The following is a 16,668-nucleotide window of genomic DNA, read 5'->3' on the forward strand; positions in this document are numbered from 1 at the left end:
CGATGCACTTTGTGAATGCCTCGTTAACGATTCCTGGTGTATGAAAGAAATGTAAACATCAGGGGACGAGACATGCTTCGTACGATCACAGTTGGGACCTGTGTTTCCGTTCAGGGGACATTTGTTCGCACCTTCCCGGACGGCCGGATCGCTGTAAAAGTCGGTCAGACTGTCTATGCCGGCCAACCGGTCGGTGCCAAGGCCGCCTGACTCACGGGACCAGGGTACCACATCGCACAATGAAAAGAGCACGCCTCGCGGGGCGTGCTCTTTTCATTTTCGGTTCCCGCTTGGGGGGGTGAGGCCGGCCCCGAGGGGCCGACGGATGCTCAGGAGAGCGTCCGCACCACCTCTTCGCGTTCGAAGATCTCGATGACATCGCCGGGGCGGATATCGTCGTAGTTCTCGAAGGCCATGCCGCATTCCTGGCCCGACTGGACCTCGGCGACCTCGTCCTTGAAGCGCTTGAGCGTCTTGAGCGTACCTTCGTGGACCACAACGTTGTCGCGCAGCAGGCGCACACCGGCGGACCGGCGGGCGATGCCCTCGGTCACCAGGCACCCGGCCACCTTGCCGACGTTCGAGACCTTGAAGACTTCCTTGATTTCGGCATAGCCGATGAAGTTCTCGCGGATCTCGTTCGAGAGCAGGCCGCTTGCCGCCGCCTTCACGTCATCCACCAGGTCGTAGATCACCGAATAATACCGGATCTCCACGCCCTTCTGGTTGGCGCTGTTGCGGGCGGGCGCGTTGGCCCGGACGTTGAAGCCCATGATCGGCGCGCCGGAGGCCTCGGCCAGACCGACGTCCGTCTCGGTGATGGCGCCCACACCATAGTGCAGGACCCGCACGCGGACCTCGTCGTTGCCGATCTTCTCCATCGCCTGGACGATCGCCTCGGCAGAGCCCTGCACGTCGGCTTTCACCAGGATCGGCAGCTCGGAGACGTTCTCGTCTTCCTTGGCCTTGGCCAGCAGCTGTTCCAGCGTGGTCGCGGCACCGGCGGCGGCGCGCTTCTCTTTCGCGGCCTCCTGGCGGTAATCGGCGATCTCACGGGCCTGCGCCTCGGTCGAGACGACGTTCAGGACGTCACCGGCTTCGGGCGTGCCGTTCAGACCCAGCACCTCGACAGGAACCGAAGGTCCGGCTTCCTTGACGCGGTTGCCCTGGTCGTTCTCCATCGCGCGGACCTTGCCCCATTGTTCGCCGACGACAAAGATGTCGCCCTGCTTCAGGGTGCCGGTCTGCACCAGGACGGTGGCAACGGGGCCGCGGCCGACGTCAAGCTTGGCTTCGATCACCGCGCCCTGTGCCGGACGATCCGGGTTGGATTTCAGTTCCAGGATCTCGGCCTGCAGCGCGACGGCTTCCAGCAGCTCTTCGAGCCCCTTGCCGGTCACGGCCGACACTTCGACATCCTGCACGTCGCCCGAGAGTTCCTCGACGATCACTTCGTGCTGCAGCAGGTCGGTCCGCACCTTCTGGGGATTGGCCTCCGGCTTGTCGCACTTGTTGATCGCCACGATCATCGGAACCCCGGCGGCCTTGGCGTGGTTGATCGCCTCGATCGTCTGCGGCATCACCGCGTCGTCGGCGGCAACCACCAGGATGACGATATCCGTCACCTGGGCCCCGCGCGACCGCATCGAGGTAAAGGCCGCGTGGCCCGGCGTATCGAGGAAGGTCAGCGGCGCGCCGCTTTCGGTCTTCACCTGGTAGGCGCCGATGTGCTGGGTGATTCCCCCGGCCTCGCCGGCAACAACCTTGGCATCGCGAATCGCATCAAGCAGCGAGGTCTTGCCGTGGTCGACGTGACCCATGATCGTGATCACGGGCGGACGCGGCTTCAGATCCTCGGCCTTGTCCTCGACCTGGGTGATCACCTGTTCGACGTCAGAGTCGGACACACGGACCACCTTGTGGCCGAATTCCTCGATGATCAGCTCGGCGGTGTCGGCGTCGATCGTCTGGTTCTGGGTGACCATCATGCCCATCTGCATGAGCGATTTCACCACTTCACCAACACGCTCGGCCATCCGGTTTGCCAGCTCGGACACGACGATCGCTTCGGGCAGCTGGACCTCGCGGACCACCTTTTCCCGTTCGACCGGGCCGCCCATCGCCTTCTGGCGGGCGCGTTCCTGCTTGCGCTTCATCGCGGCCATGGACCGCTGGCGGCCACCTTCGCCACCCGAAAGCGCCTGGTTCAGCGTCAGCTTGCCGGACCGGCGGTTGTCGTCGCGACCCTTGCCCGAGCGCGGCGCACGGGCGTCGCGTTCGCGGTCCTGCTTGCGCGGACCTGCGTCGCCACCGGCCGGCTTGGAGGCCGGGCCGCGTGCATCTGCTTGTTTTTCGGCCGGTTTTTCGGCAGCCGCCGCGGCATCGGCCGCCGCGCGCTTGGCGGCTTCCTCTTCCTCGCGGCGCTTGCGCTCTTCTTCCTCGGCCTTCGCCTTGGCCTTTTCCTCGGCCTCGCGCTGTTCGCGCTCTTTCTGTTCGGCCTCGGCACGACGGCGTTCGCGCTCTTCGGCGCGCGCCTTCTCCTCGGCTTCGCGGGCGGCGACCTCGTCGGCCTCACGCGCCTTGGCGGCCTGCACGGCTTTCAGCCGGCGCGCCATCTCGGCGTCGGAGATACCCGCAGGACGGCGCGAAGGATCACCGGCCGGCGAACCGCCGCCACCGCCCTTGCCCTGGCCGGGCTTGGGGACGACAACGCGTTTGCGCTTGGTCTCCACCACGACATTCTTGGTGCGCCCATGGCTGAAGCTCTGCTTCACGTTCCCCGGACGGGATCCGCCACCACGTACACCCAAGGTCTTCTTGCCGTCAGTATCGCTCATTAAGCTTCTTATCCTTCCCGACGGCGCGTATCGCCGTCCGTCATGCGCATGCCTTTAAGACGATGCGCTTCCTCTACAACACGTTGGCTGAGTCCACCAGAGGCGACAGCCGCGTGTATCACGCTTTGACGTCCAAATGCCTGACCAAGCTCATCGGCGGTCAGCCATCCGACGTACATTCCATAGTGCGGCGTGCTCAGCTTCGACTTGCCACGTGCCGAACCGTCGCTGGCCTGAAGCAGGATCCGGGCGTCTTCCCGGTCCAGCCAATCCTTGACCTTTTCGTACCCGGCCACCGCTCCGCCCGACTTCCGCGCCAGGCTGATCAGCTCGACCAGGCGGCGCAGGATCTGCGCCTCCACCTGGTCGGTCAGGTCCTCGGGTACGCGGACCTGCGATTTGAATGCCCGGGCAAAGAGCTTTTTCTTCACCGCCGTATCCATGGCGGCCCGGGTTGCGGACACCCAGGCGCCGCGGCCCGGGAGCTTTTCCAGCACATCGGGCACGACCTGGCCTTCGGGCCCCACAACGAAACGTACGAGGCCGCCTTTCGGCTGCACCTCGCCCGTGGCTATGCACTTGCGGTCCAGACCTTCGGTCCGATCCTTCGAGGCGCCTCCGCGACTCATGTTGGCCACCATACGGGGCCTGGGATCAGGCCCCGGCCTCCGTTGCAGTTTCCTCGTCCGAGGCGTCGACCTCTTCGCCGGTCTCTTCCTCGTCCTCGGTTTCCAGTTCCGCCGGATCGACCCAGCCCAGCAGGATGCGGGCGGTCATCACGAGATGCTGCGCCTCTTCCAGGCTCACATCGAAGGGCTCCAGGATGCCGTCGTCCTTCACACGTTCGCCATTTTCGGTCGTCCAGCCGCCGGCCAGTTCCCAATCGGCGCAGGTCGCGAAATCTTCGAGGGTCTTCACCCCGTCCTTCGCCAGTGCTTCGATCATTTGGGGTGTCAGGCCGTCAAATTCAACCAGGCTGTCCTCGACACCCATGGACCGCGCGTTTTCCAGCGCCGCTTTCGCCTGTGCTTCCAGGAAGTCGCGGGCCCGTGCCTGCAGCTCCTCGGCGGTGTCCTCGTCGACGCCGTCGATCACCAGCAGTTCGTCCTGTTCGACGTAAGCCACCTCTTCGAGGTTCGTGAACCCTTCGGAGACCAGCAGTTGCGCAAAGAACTCGTCCAGGTCCAGCGTATCGACGAAAAGCTGCGTGCGCTCCTCGAATTCCTTCTGACGGCGCGCCGATTCCTCGGCCTCGGTCATGATGTCGATGTCCAGGTTCGTCAGCTGGCTTGCCAGCCGCACGTTCTGACCGCGACGGCCGATGGCCAGGCTCAGCTGCTCTTCGGGAACGACCACCTCGATCTTGCCGGCTTCCTCGTCAAAGACCACCTTGGACACTTCGGCGGGCTGCAGCGCGTTGACCAGGAAGGTCGCCTGGTCCTCGTTCCACGGGATGATGTCGATCTTCTCGCCCTGCAGTTCGTTCACCACGGCCTGCACGCGGCTGCCGCGCATACCCACGCAGGCGCCGACCGGGTCGATCGAGCTGTCATAGGAGATCACGGCGATCTTCGCGCGGCTGCCGGGGTCACGGGCCACGGCCTTGATCTCGATCACGCCGTCATAGATTTCCGGCACTTCCATCTTGAACAGCTCGGCCATGAATTCCGGCGCGGTGCGGCTGAGGAAGATCTGCGGCCCGCGCGGTTCGCGGCGCACGTCCTTGATATAGACGCGGATCCGGTCGCCGGGGCGATAGCTTTCGCGGCCGATCTTCTCGTTGCGGCGCAGGATCGCCTCGCCGGCACCCACGTCGACGATGACGTTGCCGTATTCCTCGCGCTTGACGAGACCGTTGATGATGGTCCCGGCGCGGTCCTTGAATTCCTCGAACTGGCGGTCGCGCTCGGCCTCGCGCACCTTCTGCAGGATCACCTGCTTGGCGCTCTGCGCGGCGATCCGGCCCAGCTCGACGGGGGGCACTTCCTCGATGAACTGCTGACCCACCTGCGGATCGGCCATGTACTGCTTGGCCTGTTCCACGGTCATCTCGGCCTGGTAATTCTCCAGCTCCTCGTCCTCGACCACGGTGCGGACGCGGGTGAAGGTGGCCTTGCCGGTCTTCCGGTCGATCGAGACGCGGATGTCCATCTCCGAGCCGTAGCGGCTCTTGGCGGCCCGGGCGAGGGATTCCTCCATCGCCTCGACCACGAGGCCGGGGTCGATCATCTTCTCGCGGGCCACCGCCTCGGCGGTCTGCAAAAGCTCCAGCTGGTTTGCGGATGTGATCGCCATCTCAGGTCTTCTCCTCGGTCTCGTCGGACCCTTCGGTCTCTATCTGGTCAAAGGCATCTTCGTTGAGGACACCGGCCGCTTTCCGCTGGCGCAGCATCTCCTTGATCAAATCGTCGGTCAGCACCAGCTTCGCGTCGCTGAGCCAGTCGAACTGCAGCCCGATCGTCACCTCTTCGCCGCCCTCGCCGGGCAGGTTCAGCAGCACCTCGTCGCCCTCGACCCCGGCCAGCGTGCCCTTGAAGCGGCGGCGGCCGTCGATCAGCTCCGATGTCTCGACCTTCGCCTCGTAGCCCTCGAACGTGTCGAAATCCTTGAGACGGGTCAGCGGCCGGTCGATCCCGGGGCTCGAAACTTCCAGCGCATAGGCATCCAGGATCGGATCCTCGACATCCAGCACGGCGCTCACGGCATTCGAGATCTCGGCGCAATCGTCCACCTCGATCCCGCCATCCGGCTTGTCGGCCATGATCTGCAGCGTGGTGGTCTTGCCGGACATCAGCCGGATGCGCACCAGCTCATAGCCCATGTCCTCGATCACCGGAGAGATGATCTCGGCCAGGCGTCGGTCGATGGCGGCTTTGGCGATGAGTGTATTGGTCATAAGTCCAGAACGAAAAAACGGGCGCGCGGCCCGTCGATCATCCCGATGGTGCTTCGGACCAGGAAGCCCGACGCGCCGCTGTTGAGGGGGATATACGCCTGACGCCCCGGTTCCGCAACCCCGATTCGCTCAGGGCCGCGTCAACCGCCGGCCGCCAGCGCGCAACCCCCTGCTTCATCTTTGCAAAAATACCTCCGGGGGAGTCCGCGCAGCGGACGGGGGCAGCGCCCCCAATCGCCCGGTCAGCTCAGGCGATCCACCAGCGTTCCGCGATCCGCCCGTCATCCAGCCGCCCGCGCGCCGACACGACCCGCGGTCGCCCGACGTGATCCGCCTGGCCCAGGTGGTCAGTCAGGTCGTCCCCGGCCTCGGCCACGTCGACGAACCCGTCCCGCAGCGCCTCGTCGCGCACGTTGGGGTCGGTCACGGCGATCACCTCGACCGTATCGACCCATCCGGCCCGGCCGTCCTTCCAATGGGCATCGACGCGCCGGCCCAGGTATTGCCGCCCGTCGCGCGCGGTGACCACACGGTACAGCCCCGTGCCCACCCAATCTTCCATCGCGCCGGGCAGATCGCCGCCCGGCGCCACCGACAGGGCCGGATCGGCCAGGCGGTAGGGGAAATCCGGGTCGCCGCGCCACAGCGTGATTTCCAGCCCGCCGGGCACCGCCCGCGCGCCGGCGATCGCGTCGGCCACCGGGCTGGCTTCGCCCAGCAGCGTCGCGATCACGTCACCGGCCGCGCAGGTCCGACCGTCGTGGAACTTTGCACCGGGGCGCAGGCCGATCCGCCAGTCGGTCGCATCCGCGCTGCCATGCCAGGCGCTCGCCAGCTCTCCGCGCAGCAGCCCGTCGGGCGCCACCTCGGTCAGGGTCTCGAACACCGCGCCCTTCGCGACCGCGGCCACACCGGCGCCATCGGCGGCGGCAATCCGCAGCCGTCCGCCGCGCCGCGGCAGGTTCTCGGCCGACAGGCCCGACGCCGCCAGCAGCGCCGCGGCGGCACCGGAAGCAAAAAGCGCACGCCGGTCGAGCCGCCTCATCCCTCGGCCTCCGCGATCATGTCGGTGACACGGACCAGCTCGGCGCTGATCCCCGGCTCGCTCAGCGCGTGGCCGGCATTGCGCACCATCCGCAGCTCGCCCGCGGGCCAGGCCTGGGACAGCGCGAAGGCCGACACCGGCGGGCAGATCATGTCATACCGCCCCTGCACGATCACGCCGGGCGTCTGGGCGATGCGGTCCATGTTGGCCAGGATCTGACCGTCGAACTCCAGGAAGCCGCCATTCATGAAGTAATGGTTTTCCAGCCGCGCGAAGGCACGGGCGTATTCCCCCGGGCTTTCTCCAGACATGCCGGTCGAATGGATCGTCGCCAGCGCGTTCTCCCAGGCCGACCAAGCGCGTCCGAACCGCGTCTCCTCGGCCAGGTCCCCGGAAAAGAGGCGCTTGTTATAGGCCTCGATCATGTTGCCGCGCTCGTCTTCGGGAATGACCGAAACGAACCGCTCCCAGGTTTCCGGCCAGAACCGCCCGGCGCCCCCGCCGTAGAACCAGTCAAGCTCGGACTGGGTCATCAGGAAGACACCCCGCAACACCAGGTGGCGCGCGGCCTCGGGATGGGTCTGGGCATAGATCAGGGACAGGGTCGCCCCCCAGCTGCCGCCAAAGACGACCCAGCTGTCGATGCCAAGCTCCTCGCGGATCTTCTCGATATCGGCGACCAGATGCCAGGTGGTGTTGTTGCTGACCGCGGCATGAGGCCGCGAGCGACCGCAGCCGCGCTGATCGAACAGGATCACGCGGTAGACCTGCGGGTCGAAATAGCGCCGCATCGCCGGACTGCATCCGCCGCCCGGGCCGCCATGCAGAACCACCACAGGCAGCCCGGTCGGATTGCCGCATTGTTCGACGTAGATCTGGTGTCCCTGGCCGACATCCATCATGCGCTGGTCGAACGGGTCGATCGGCGGATAAAGATATTGCACGGCACGCTTCTGATCGGCGGATTTGTCCATCTGTCGCCTTATATAGACCTCGTGTCCACAAGACCATATGGAGTGAGGAATGCAAGCCTCCCAGACCACCGTCGACCCCGCAGAAATTGCCAAGTTCGAAGCTATGGCCGCCGAATGGTGGGATCCCCACGGCAAGTTCAAACCATTGCACATGCTGAACCCCTGCCGGCTGGACTACATCACCACCCAGGTCGCCGCCCAGTTCGAGCGCGACCTGACAGCGCAGGCGCCCTTCGAGGGGCTGCGGATTCTCGACATCGGCTGCGGTGGCGGGCTTCTGTCGGAACCCATGGCGCGGCTCGGGGCCGAGGTCGTGGGCGCCGACGCGGCCGAGCGCAACATTCCCGTCGCGCAGATCCATGCCGAACAATCGGGGCTGACGATCGACTATCGCCACACCACGGCCGAAGCGATGGCCGGGGCCGGCGAACAGTTCGACGCGGTGCTGAACATGGAGGTGGTGGAACATGTCGCCGATCCGCTGGGCTACCTGACCGCCTGCAAGGACCTGCTGAAACCCGGCGGGATCCAGATCTGCTCGACCCTGAACCGCAACCCGAAAAGCTACGTCATGGCGATCATCGGCGCCGAGCAGGTGATGCGCTGGCTGCCCAAGGGCACCCATGACTGGACGAAGTTCATCACCCCGGACGAGCTTTACGACCTGCTCGCGCAATCCGGGATGGAGCCGGTGGACCGCAAGGGCTTCGTCTTCAACCCGATCCTGTGGTCGTGGTCGCTGTCGGACCGGGATCTCTCGGTGAACTACGTGACCGCCTCCGTGAAACCGGGCTGATCGGGGGCTCTGCCCGTCGCCATTGAGCTTGAACCAATGGCGCGTCTATGGCGACCCCCGGAGGTATTTTGACAAAGATGAAGCCAGGGACGTGGCGCTTGCAGTTCTGAACGGATTGTTAATCCGCCCCTGCAAGACATTGATTTACAAAGACCCGCCCCTTGTCCCACGCGTGGGACATTGCCTGACGCCCATCTTCTTCTTGGCCCAAATACCTCCGGGGGGAGTCCTCCAAAGGAGGACGGGGGCAGCGCCCCCTGAAAACCTGGCCGATACCCCTAATCGTCGGTCTCGAGCCTCACGCGCAGCTCGCGCAGGACCGGCAGGACCGACCGCACCTTCTCGGCGCCCAGGTCCCCGACGATCTGGCGGATCATCGGCGTGATGTCCGCGATCGCCTGGTCCCGCGCCCGGCGCCCGGCCGGAGAGATCGCGACCATCTTCCGGCGGGCGTCGTCCCAGTCGGGCCGGATATGAACATAACCCGCCCATTCCAGCTTGCCCAGCGTGTTGGTCATCGCGCCGCGCGTCACGTGGAACGTCGCCGCCAGCTGCGCCGGCGTGCGTTCATCGGCAATCACCGCCAGGTGGTTCAGCACCGAGAAATGCGACAGCTCCATCCCCTTGGGCAGGCTGCGGCCCAGCCTGTGGCGCAGCAGCTGTTCGGCCGTCAGCACCTCGCTGAACAGCGCGACCGCGAGGTGCTGCCCTTCGTCCGTCATGCGGGGCCGGAGAAATCACGCGCGTTGGCCAGCGATGGCAGCTTGCCCCGCGCCGCGTCCACGGCCGCAAGATCCAGGTCGACCATGTAGACCCCCGGTTCCGTCCCGGCGTCCAGCAGCACCTCGCCCCAGGGGGCGATCGCCATGGAATGGCCATGCGTGCTGCGCTGCTTCCCCGTGGAGGCCGGGTGGGTGCCGGTCTGGGCCGGGGCCAGGACAAAGCAGCCGGTCTCGATCGCGCGGGCCCGCAACAGCACCTCCCAATGGGCGGCACCGGTCACCGGCGAAAAGGCCGCCGGCACCGTCAGGATGCGTGCGCCGGCCCTGGCGAGGGCGCGGTAGAGATGCGAAAAGCGGATGTCGTAACAGATCGACAGGCCCAGGGGCGTGCCCGCGACCTCGGTCACCACCGCCTGTTCGCCCGGGCGGTAGCCGGCGGATTCGCGATAGGTTTCCTCGGGCGTGACCTCGACATCGAACATGTGGATCTTGTCGTAGCGCGCGCGGATCTCACCGTCGGGCCCCACCAGGAAGGACCGGTTGGCAAAACGCCCGTCCGGATCCCCCGTCTTCAGCGCCAGAGAGCCGATCAGCAGCCACAGGCCAAGCGCCCTGGCCTCGGCCCGCAGGCCGGCGAGCGTCGGATCGTCCTCTTCCAGCTGCAGCACCGATGCCTGATGGCTGCGCGAGGCCGAGAGGCAGTTCGTCACCTCCGGCGTCAGCACGAACTCCGCCCCCTGCCCGGCCGCGGCCCTCATGTGGCCCCGCACCGTGTCAAGGTTGGCGGCGGGATCGTCTCCCGACGTGATCTGGACGAGGGCGGCGCGCATCAGGCGGCCAGCAGCGGGTCGAGCTTGCCGGCCCGGTCAAGCGCGTAAAGCTCGTCGCAACCGCCGACATGGGTGTCGCCCACGAAGATCTGCGGCACGGTGCGGCCGCCATTGGCGCGCTGCACCATCTCGGCCTTGCGGTCCGGGTCGGCCAGGACGTCGATCTCGGAAAAGCTTACGCCCTTCTGGGTCAGCAGCCGCTTGGCCGCGTGACAGAAGCCGCAGAGCGGCGAGGTGTAGATTTCGACCGGTTTCATCGTGTCATTCCTTCTGTCCCGTCATCAGACGGGATCTAGGTATCCTTTGCAACGCGCGCCAGTGTGATCACGCAGACGCGTGCTGCACCTGCAGCATGCGCCGCTTCCGCCGTTGCGGCAAGAGTCGCGCCCGAGGTCATCACGTCATCCACCAGCAAAACCTCCCGCCCGGCCAGCCGTTCCCTCCGCCGCGGATGGGCGCGAATCGCCCCCCGCAGCACCTCTGCACGCTCCTCGGTTCCGCGACCGTCCAGGCTGGGGGTGCGGATGACACGCTGGAACAGGTCCGGGCACAGGTCGAGCCCAAGCCTGTCGGACAGGTGCCGCGCCAGGAGCGCCGACTGGTTGTAGCGCCTGCCGGCCAGCCGGGTCCAGTGCAGCGGCACCGGCGCGACCAGCATACCCTGTCCGGCCAGGGGCGCCGCCGCGCGGGCCATCCAGCCGGCGGCGGGGCGGGCGATGTCGGTCCGGTCGCCGTGTTTCAGCGCCAGCACCAGCCGCCGCGCCTGGTCGCGATACAGAAGTGCGGCGCGTCCCATGTCCCACGGGCGCGGGCGTGCCATGCAATCGTCGCATTCGATGCGGGCGCCATCGCCCTCGCCCGGCAAGGGCGCCCCGCAGGCATCGCAGACCAGCCCGCCCAGAAACGGCGTGTCGCGCCAGCAGGCGGGGCAAAGACCGAAATCGCTTTCGACCTGTTCGCCGCAGGACAGGCAGCGCGGCGGATAGATCAGCCCGACCAGCGTTTGCAAAACGCCCCTCATCAGACTACCTCATGCGCCATGAATGCCCCTCGTCGCCTTACCGACCGACCGGCGCTTGACCGCCACCGCGAGCGCGCGCGCGCCCGTGCGGAGGACCCGTTCCTGCACCGGCTCGCCCGGGACGAGGCGCAGGATCGCCTGGCCCTGGTTAACAGGACCTTTACGAAGCTCGCCGTCGTGTCGCCCTTTCCCGAACTCTGGGACGGCACCGGCGCCCGCGTCGTGCCGGATACCGAGGTGCTGGACCTGGAACCGGAGGCGCATGATTGCGTGGTCCATGCCATGGCGCTGCACTGGGCCGACGACCCGGTCGGCCAGCTGATCCAGTGCCGCCGCGCGTTGCAGCCCGACGGCTTCATGGTGGCGATCCTGCCCGGCGGCCGCAGTTTCCAGGAGCTGCGCGCGGTGCTGGCCCAGGCCGAGACCGAGCTGAAGGGCGGGCTGTCGCCCCGTGTGCTGCCGATGGCGGATATCCGCGACCTGGGCGCTCTGCTGCAGCGGGCCGGGATGGCTCTGCCGGTGGCGGATTCGGACACGTTCACGCTGACCTACCGCGACCTGCCGCACCTGGCCGCCGACCTGCGCGCCAGCGGCGAGACCAACGCCCTGGAGGCGCGGCTGCGCGGCGCGACCCCGCGCGGCCTTTTTGCCCGGGCGGCCGAGCTTTACGGCACCATCGGCGCCACGCCCGACGGCCGGCTGGCCGCCACGCTGGAGCTGATCACGCTGACCGGCTGGGCGCCGGGGCCGAACCAGCCGCAGCCGCTACGGCCCGGTTCTGCGACCGAACGCCTCGCCGATGCGCTGAACACCTCGGAAACCAGGCTTCCGGATTGACCGTATAACATCTGACGATACATGGGCTTGTTTGCACGCCCGATCACGCCGCAGGAGGCCACGCATGCTTGATCAGACCCCGTCCAAGACACGGCCGGCCGCCGCGCCCTCCGATCACCCGGCGCTGCCACGGCCGAAGGTCGGCATCCTGCTGGCCAATCTCGGGACCCCGGACGGGACCGATTACTGGTCGATGCGGCGCTACCTGGGCGAATTCCTGTCGGACAAGCGGGTCATCGATTACCCGTCGTGGAAATGGCAGCCGATCCTGCAGCTGATCGTGCTGTCGAAGCGGCCGTTCTCCTCGGGCGAGGCCTATCGGTCGATCTGGAACGAGGAGGCGGACGAAAGCCCGCTGATGACGATCACCAAGGCGCAGATCGCCAAGATCCGCACACAGGTGCACGAGGCCTTCGGCGACGCGGTGATGGTCGATTTCTGCATGCGCTACGGCAACCCCTCGACCGCCAGCAAGGTGCGCGAGATGGTCGCCGCCGGGTGCGAGAAGATCCTGTTTTTCCCGCTTTATCCGCAATATGCCGGCGCCACCACGGCCACCGCGAACGACCAGTTCTTCCGCGCGCTGATGGATGAAAAGTGGCAGCCGGCGACCCGCACGGTGCCGCCCTATTTCGAAAATCCGCTTTACATCGACGCGCTCGCCGCCTCGATCGAACGGAAATACGCCGAGCTTGAGATGCGGCCGGACATCCTGCTGTGTTCGTACCACGGTCTTCCGAAACGCTACCTGATGGAGGGCGATCCCTATCACTGCCAGTGCCAGAAGACGACGCGCCTGCTGAAGGAGCGGCTGGGCTGGGACGACACGCAGATCATGACGACCTTCCAGTCGAAATTCGGCCCCGAGGAATGGCTGAAGCCCTACACCGTGGAAGAGGTCGCGCGGCAGGCCAAGGCCGGGAACAAGCGCATCGCGGTCTGCGCGCCGGCGTTTTCCGCCGATTGCATCGAGACGCTGGAAGAGATCAACGAGGAGATCCGCGAAAGCTTCGAGGAGGCCGGCGGCGAGGATTTCACCTATGTGCCGTGCCTGAACGACGACGACGCGCATATCACCGCGCTGACCTCGGTCATCGCCGATAACCTTGCCGGCTGGTTGGTGCCGCAGACGGCCTGAGCGCTGGGGATGCCTGGGTTAACGGGATGGGTAAACCATTCCGGACCCTGTTAACCGGAAGCGCCGCCGCCCTACCGCGTCTCCTGCCCCGGACAGGGGACAACCGGCAGCAAAAAGGGCGGCGCACCATGGTGCGACCGCCCCTCTTTAGGGTCTGTCCCGGCTGACCCGGGAAACCCGCCGATCAGCTTGCGGCGACGGCCGCGGCCACGACGACCAGCAGCAGCAGCGGCAGCAGGATGCCGGCCGAGGAACCGGTGGTTTCTTCGACGATGACCGGCGCTTCGACGATCGGCTCTTCCAGGCTGCCGGCGGAGGCGGTGGATGCGGCGGCGGCGAAGGCTGCGGCGGCGATGAGTTTCTTCATGGTAATCTCCAGGGTTCGCGCCGCCCCCTCGGGTCCGACGCCTTCTATTTCAAGAATCGAGTAAATTAGAACAGTCCGCCAAGGCGCTGAAAAGCAAGCAGCCTGTGTCGGGCGAAAAGCCGGCCGGTACTGTGACTGATCCGCATCGCAATGGCAGTTTCACGAAATGAAAAAGGCGGCGCCCAGGGCGCCGCCTTTTCCGATGACTTTGATCGGTCGATCAGCTTGCTGCGACAGCAGCAGCCACGACGACGAGCAGCAGCAGCGGCAGCAGGATACCTGCCGACGAGCCGGTGGTTTCTTCGACGATGACCGGAGCTTCGACGATCGGCTCTTCCAGGCTGCCGGCCGAAGCGGTCGTTGCAGCAGCTGCGAAAGCGGCGGCGATGACGAGTTTCTTCATGTTAACCTCCAGATATAGCGACGTCCAAATTGGTAAACAGACGACGCACCCAAGACTTACCTCGTAGGATCTTCTAAGCAGCAAGTTTAGGCCATTGCAAATGCTTGTCTCGCGGCCGTCGCTTGCCATCCGTGAATGTCGTCAAATTAGCAACACTTGGGTGCCGACCTTCGCCATCGAGAACAGGTCGGCGATTTGCTCGTTGTAGAGGCCAATGCATCCGTTGGAGGATCTGCGCCCGATCTTCCGCGTGTCGTGCGTGCCGTGGATGCGGTAGTACTTCCAGCCCAAGTACAGCGCATGGGTGCCCAGCGGATTGTTGGGCCCTGGCGGAATGTAGTCGGGCCATTCCGGGTTCCGCTTCTTCATCGACGGCGTCGGCGCCCAGCTGGGCCCGACCACCTTCTGGATCACCGAGGTACGCCCGCGGCGGGTCAGATCCTCGGTCAGAGGCACCGAAGATGGGTAAAGCTTGTAGACCGATTCGCCCTCGGACCAGTAATGCAGCGCCCTGGACTGGGTATCGACCAGGATCGCCCCGTTGCGCAGAGAGCTGAAATGCGGCCGCCAATCCATGGCCCGGAAGCTGGATATGTTGCGCGGGACCGCCGGTTCCGGCTCGGGCTCGGGGTACAGGACCGCGGCGGTTTCAGGGTCCAGCGCGCCGGGATCACTGGCCTGGCCAAGCGCCGGACCGCCGATCGCGGCGGCAGAGCCCGCCAGAAAGGCGCGCCGGGTTGGCACGGAAAAGGGAGAGCGCTTCGCCATAGTCCCACTCCTGTCGCAAACTGAACACCGGATGCACTATTCTATTGCGCGAAAGCCTCAGTCGCAATTCAAAGGATGCACCGGGGCCGTCCGAGGCCCATGGGAATTTGCCACTGCCCGCCTGGCGCGCTACATGCTTGCGGGTAATTTCACACCGGAATGTTCATGCTGCGCCTTTCCTCACTGCTTCTGGTCGGACTGCTGGCACTCGCCGCCTGTACGCCCCAATATGACAACGGTCGCGGAACCGGGGGACAGATCTACAAGATCAGGTCGAACGACACCTCCAAGATCCAGTTCCGCATGCTTGATTCGGTCAACTCGCTGCGCGCGGCCTCGGGCGCCGGGCCGGTGCAGCTGAACGCGCAGCTGAACGCCGCCGCCGCCACCCATTCGCGCGACATGTCGGTGCAGAACCGGCCGTGGCATTTCGGCTCCGACGGCTCTTCGCCGCTGGATCGCGTGGCGCGCGCCGGCTACATGGGCCGCTTCCTGGGCGAGACGATCTCGGAAACCTACGAATCCGAGATCGAGACGCTGGGCGCCTGGATGGAACAGCCCGGCACACGCAACGTGATCCTCGACCCTTCGGCCGTGAACATGGGCTTTGCCTGGTTCCAGGAGAACAACGGCAAGATCTGGTGGACGCTGGTGATGGGCGGCTGAGGCCGCCCGATCCCGTGCGAAAGGCCCGGCGTCAGGGCCGGATCGTCACCAGTGTGCCGACATTGACCATCGCGTAGATCTCGGAGATTTCCTTGTCTTTCACCGAGATACAGCCAGCCGTCCAATCCTTGCCCTTGGCCCGCGTGTTGTTGGGCTGGCCATGGATGAAGATGTCGCCGCCCGGCTCCTTGCCATGCAGCGCGGCATAGGCGCGATCGGCCATGTTCGGATAGGAAATCCCCAGCGACAGGAAGAAGGAACTGCGCGGGTTCTTCCGATCGATCCGATAGGTGCCTTCGGGCGTCTTGCCATCGCCGCGGAACCGCTTCGGACCGTCCGGAGCAAAACCCAGGTCGATCTTGTAGTCCTTCAGGACGTCTTCGTTGTGCAGAAGATACATCTTGCGCGCCGACTTGTTGATCACGACGGACGTGACCTCGGGGCCGTTATATGCCTGAAACTTCTGGCTGCATGCGGACAGCACCGCCGCGGAGACCGCGGACATCATCAATACTCGTCGTTTCATTGCCTGAAACCTTGTCTACCTCGGGACGAAGACTACACGTTTCCGCGCGAACGCAGAAGCTACTTTTCGCGCTGCGCGGCCTCGATCCGCGCCTCGATGGCCTCCAGGCGGCGCAACACTTCGTCGCGGTAGGCCCCGGTGGCGCCTTCGGTCTCGGCGTCGTGGGCGTCCTGCATCGAATTCACGATCAGGCCGACCAGCAGGTTCACCACCGCGAAGGAGGTGATGATGATGAAGGGCACGAAGAAAGCCCAGGCGTATTGGTACAGTTCCATGACGGGGCGCACGATGCCCATGGACCAGCTTTCCAGGGTCATGATCTGAAACAGCGAATAGGCCGACCGTCCGATGGTGCCGAACCAGTCCGGGAAGCTGTCGGCAAAGAGATTCGTGGCCATCACCGCGCCGATGTAGAAGATCATCGCCATCATCAGGAAGACGCTGGCCATGCCCGGGACCGCGCGGATGAAACCTTCGACAACCCGCCGCAGGCGCGGCGCGGCCGAGATCACGCGCAGCACCCGCAGGATCCGCAGCGCCCGCAGCACCGACAGGCTGTGCGCCCCCGGCAGCAGGGCGATGCCGACGATGATGAAGTCGAAGACGTTCCATCCGTTCCGGAAGAAGCGCAGCCCGTAGGCATAGAGCTTCAGCGCGATCTCGATGATGAAGACACCCAGGCAAAGCAGATCGATCGTCATCAGCACGCCGCCGATCGCCTCGTAGAGCTCGTCCGAGGTTTCCATCCCCAGCACGATCGCGTTCAAGATGATCACGCCGATCACGAAATTCCCGGTGGCCGGTTTCTCGAGCCACTTCGCCACTGTCTCGCGCCTGGTCAT

20 protein-coding genes are annotated in these 16,668 nt (G+C 65.6%); 5 read left to right on the plus strand and 15 right to left on the minus strand.

Going from position 1 to position 16,668, the window contains the following annotated elements:
• Nucleotides 1-72: 72 nt before the first annotated feature.
• Nucleotides 73-210, plus strand: coding sequence for a hypothetical protein (locus ATO3_RS28985; protein WP_088648920.1), 138 nt, complete (start codon nucleotides 73-75; stop codon nucleotides 208-210).
• A gap of 119 nt (nucleotides 211-329) precedes the next feature.
• Here the strand turns inward: ATO3_RS28985 and infB are convergent, their stop codons facing one another.
• The 6 genes from infB to pip all read right to left on the minus strand — a co-directional run bounded on the left by infB (nucleotide 330) and on the right by pip (nucleotide 7,752).
• Nucleotides 330-2,837, minus strand: coding sequence for a translation initiation factor IF-2 (gene infB, locus ATO3_RS06020; RefSeq protein ID WP_088648921.1), 2,508 nt, complete (start codon nucleotides 2,835-2,837; stop codon nucleotides 330-332).
• A gap of 8 nt (nucleotides 2,838-2,845) precedes the next feature.
• Nucleotides 2,846-3,466: an RNA-binding protein gene (locus tag ATO3_RS06025; protein WP_088649351.1), complete on the minus strand. Its 621-nt coding sequence runs from the start codon at nucleotides 3,464-3,466 to the stop codon at nucleotides 2,846-2,848.
• Nucleotides 3,467-3,491: 25 nt separating this feature from the next.
• Nucleotides 3,492-5,132, minus strand: a complete 1,641-nt coding sequence (gene nusA, locus ATO3_RS06030; protein WP_088648922.1) for a transcription termination factor NusA — start codon at nucleotides 5,130-5,132, stop codon at nucleotides 3,492-3,494.
• 1 nt (nucleotide 5,133) lies between these two features.
• The gene (gene rimP, locus ATO3_RS06035) at nucleotides 5,134-5,733 is read right to left on the minus strand and encodes a ribosome maturation factor RimP (RefSeq protein ID WP_088648923.1); all 600 of its coding nucleotides are present in this window, start codon (nucleotides 5,731-5,733) and stop codon (nucleotides 5,134-5,136) included.
• Between the two features lie 247 nt (nucleotides 5,734-5,980).
• The gene (locus tag ATO3_RS06040; protein ID WP_088648924.1) at nucleotides 5,981-6,778 is read right to left on the minus strand and encodes an ABC transporter substrate-binding protein; all 798 of its coding nucleotides are present in this window, start codon (nucleotides 6,776-6,778) and stop codon (nucleotides 5,981-5,983) included.
• On the minus strand, nucleotides 6,775-7,752 hold the full coding sequence (gene pip / locus ATO3_RS06045; RefSeq protein WP_088648925.1) for a prolyl aminopeptidase: 978 nt from the start codon (nucleotides 7,750-7,752) through the stop codon (nucleotides 6,775-6,777). Before pip ends, ATO3_RS06040 begins: the two co-directional genes overlap by 4 nt.
• A 49-nt stretch (nucleotides 7,753-7,801) precedes the next feature.
• Between pip and ubiG the strand changes: the two genes are divergently transcribed.
• Nucleotides 7,802-8,548 carry a bifunctional 2-polyprenyl-6-hydroxyphenol methylase/3-demethylubiquinol 3-O-methyltransferase UbiG gene (ubiG, locus tag ATO3_RS06050; RefSeq protein WP_088648926.1) on the plus strand — a complete coding sequence of 249 codons (747 nt, stop codon included), beginning with the start codon at nucleotides 7,802-7,804 and terminating at the stop codon, nucleotides 8,546-8,548.
• A gap of 278 nt (nucleotides 8,549-8,826) precedes the next feature.
• On the opposite strand, the gene ATO3_RS06055 is transcribed toward ubiG, so the two are convergent.
• The 4 genes from ATO3_RS06055 to ATO3_RS06070 are packed head-to-tail and all read right to left on the minus strand — an operon-like array spanning nucleotide 8,827 to nucleotide 11,121.
• Nucleotides 8,827-9,270: a MarR family winged helix-turn-helix transcriptional regulator gene (locus ATO3_RS06055; RefSeq protein ID WP_088648927.1), complete on the minus strand. Its 444-nt coding sequence runs from the start codon at nucleotides 9,268-9,270 to the stop codon at nucleotides 8,827-8,829.
• Nucleotides 9,267-10,100, minus strand: coding sequence for a carbon-nitrogen hydrolase family protein (locus ATO3_RS06060; protein ID WP_088648928.1), 834 nt, complete (start codon nucleotides 10,098-10,100; stop codon nucleotides 9,267-9,269). The genes ATO3_RS06055 and ATO3_RS06060 overlap by 4 nt, the downstream gene beginning before the upstream one ends.
• Complete coding sequence (gene grxC, locus ATO3_RS06065) at nucleotides 10,100-10,357, minus strand: glutaredoxin 3 (protein ID WP_088648929.1); 258 nt, start codon at nucleotides 10,355-10,357, stop codon at nucleotides 10,100-10,102. The genes ATO3_RS06060 and grxC overlap by 1 nt, the downstream gene beginning before the upstream one ends.
• A gap of 35 nt (nucleotides 10,358-10,392) precedes the next feature.
• The gene (locus ATO3_RS06070) at nucleotides 10,393-11,121 is read right to left on the minus strand and encodes a double zinc ribbon domain-containing protein (RefSeq protein ID WP_088648930.1); all 729 of its coding nucleotides are present in this window, start codon (nucleotides 11,119-11,121) and stop codon (nucleotides 10,393-10,395) included.
• An 18-nt stretch (nucleotides 11,122-11,139) separates the two neighbouring features.
• Here ATO3_RS06070 and ATO3_RS06075 point away from each other — a divergent pair, with 18 nt between their 5' ends.
• Together ATO3_RS06075 and hemH are read left to right on the plus strand one after the other, a co-directional pair.
• Nucleotides 11,140-11,958: a methyltransferase domain-containing protein gene (locus ATO3_RS06075; RefSeq protein WP_088648931.1), complete on the plus strand. Its 819-nt coding sequence runs from the start codon at nucleotides 11,140-11,142 to the stop codon at nucleotides 11,956-11,958.
• Between the two features lie 64 nt (nucleotides 11,959-12,022).
• On the plus strand, nucleotides 12,023-13,096 hold the full coding sequence (gene hemH / locus ATO3_RS06080) for a ferrochelatase (RefSeq protein WP_088648932.1): 1,074 nt from the start codon (nucleotides 12,023-12,025) through the stop codon (nucleotides 13,094-13,096).
• A 184-nt stretch (nucleotides 13,097-13,280) separates the two neighbouring features.
• Here the strand turns inward: hemH and ATO3_RS06085 are convergent, their stop codons facing one another.
• The 3 genes from ATO3_RS06085 to ATO3_RS06095 form a co-directional block, all read right to left on the minus strand.
• Complete coding sequence (locus ATO3_RS06085) at nucleotides 13,281-13,463, minus strand: hypothetical protein (protein ID WP_088648933.1); 183 nt, start codon at nucleotides 13,461-13,463, stop codon at nucleotides 13,281-13,283.
• 220 nt (nucleotides 13,464-13,683) lie between these two features.
• The gene (locus ATO3_RS06090; protein ID WP_088648934.1) at nucleotides 13,684-13,866 is read right to left on the minus strand and encodes a hypothetical protein; all 183 of its coding nucleotides are present in this window, start codon (nucleotides 13,864-13,866) and stop codon (nucleotides 13,684-13,686) included.
• A gap of 141 nt (nucleotides 13,867-14,007) precedes the next feature.
• On the minus strand, nucleotides 14,008-14,634 hold the full coding sequence (locus ATO3_RS06095) for a L,D-transpeptidase (RefSeq protein ID WP_088648935.1): 627 nt from the start codon (nucleotides 14,632-14,634) through the stop codon (nucleotides 14,008-14,010).
• Nucleotides 14,635-14,799: 165 nt separating this feature from the next.
• Between ATO3_RS06095 and dalA the strand changes: the two genes are divergently transcribed.
• Nucleotides 14,800-15,300, plus strand: coding sequence for a divisome-associated lipoprotein DalA (dalA, locus tag ATO3_RS06100; RefSeq protein WP_088649352.1), 501 nt, complete (start codon nucleotides 14,800-14,802; stop codon nucleotides 15,298-15,300).
• Nucleotides 15,301-15,331: 31 nt separating this feature from the next.
• On the opposite strand, the gene ATO3_RS06105 is transcribed toward dalA, so the two are convergent.
• Nucleotides 15,332-15,826, minus strand: coding sequence for a L,D-transpeptidase family protein (locus ATO3_RS06105; protein WP_088648936.1), 495 nt, complete (start codon nucleotides 15,824-15,826; stop codon nucleotides 15,332-15,334).
• A 59-nt stretch (nucleotides 15,827-15,885) separates the two neighbouring features.
• Complete coding sequence (locus ATO3_RS06110) at nucleotides 15,886-16,668, minus strand: ion transporter (RefSeq protein WP_088648937.1); 783 nt, start codon at nucleotides 16,666-16,668, stop codon at nucleotides 15,886-15,888.

The organism is Marinibacterium profundimaris (genome assembly GCF_002210095.1).
Classification (GTDB): domain Bacteria; phylum Pseudomonadota; class Alphaproteobacteria; order Rhodobacterales; family Rhodobacteraceae; genus Marinibacterium; species Marinibacterium profundimaris.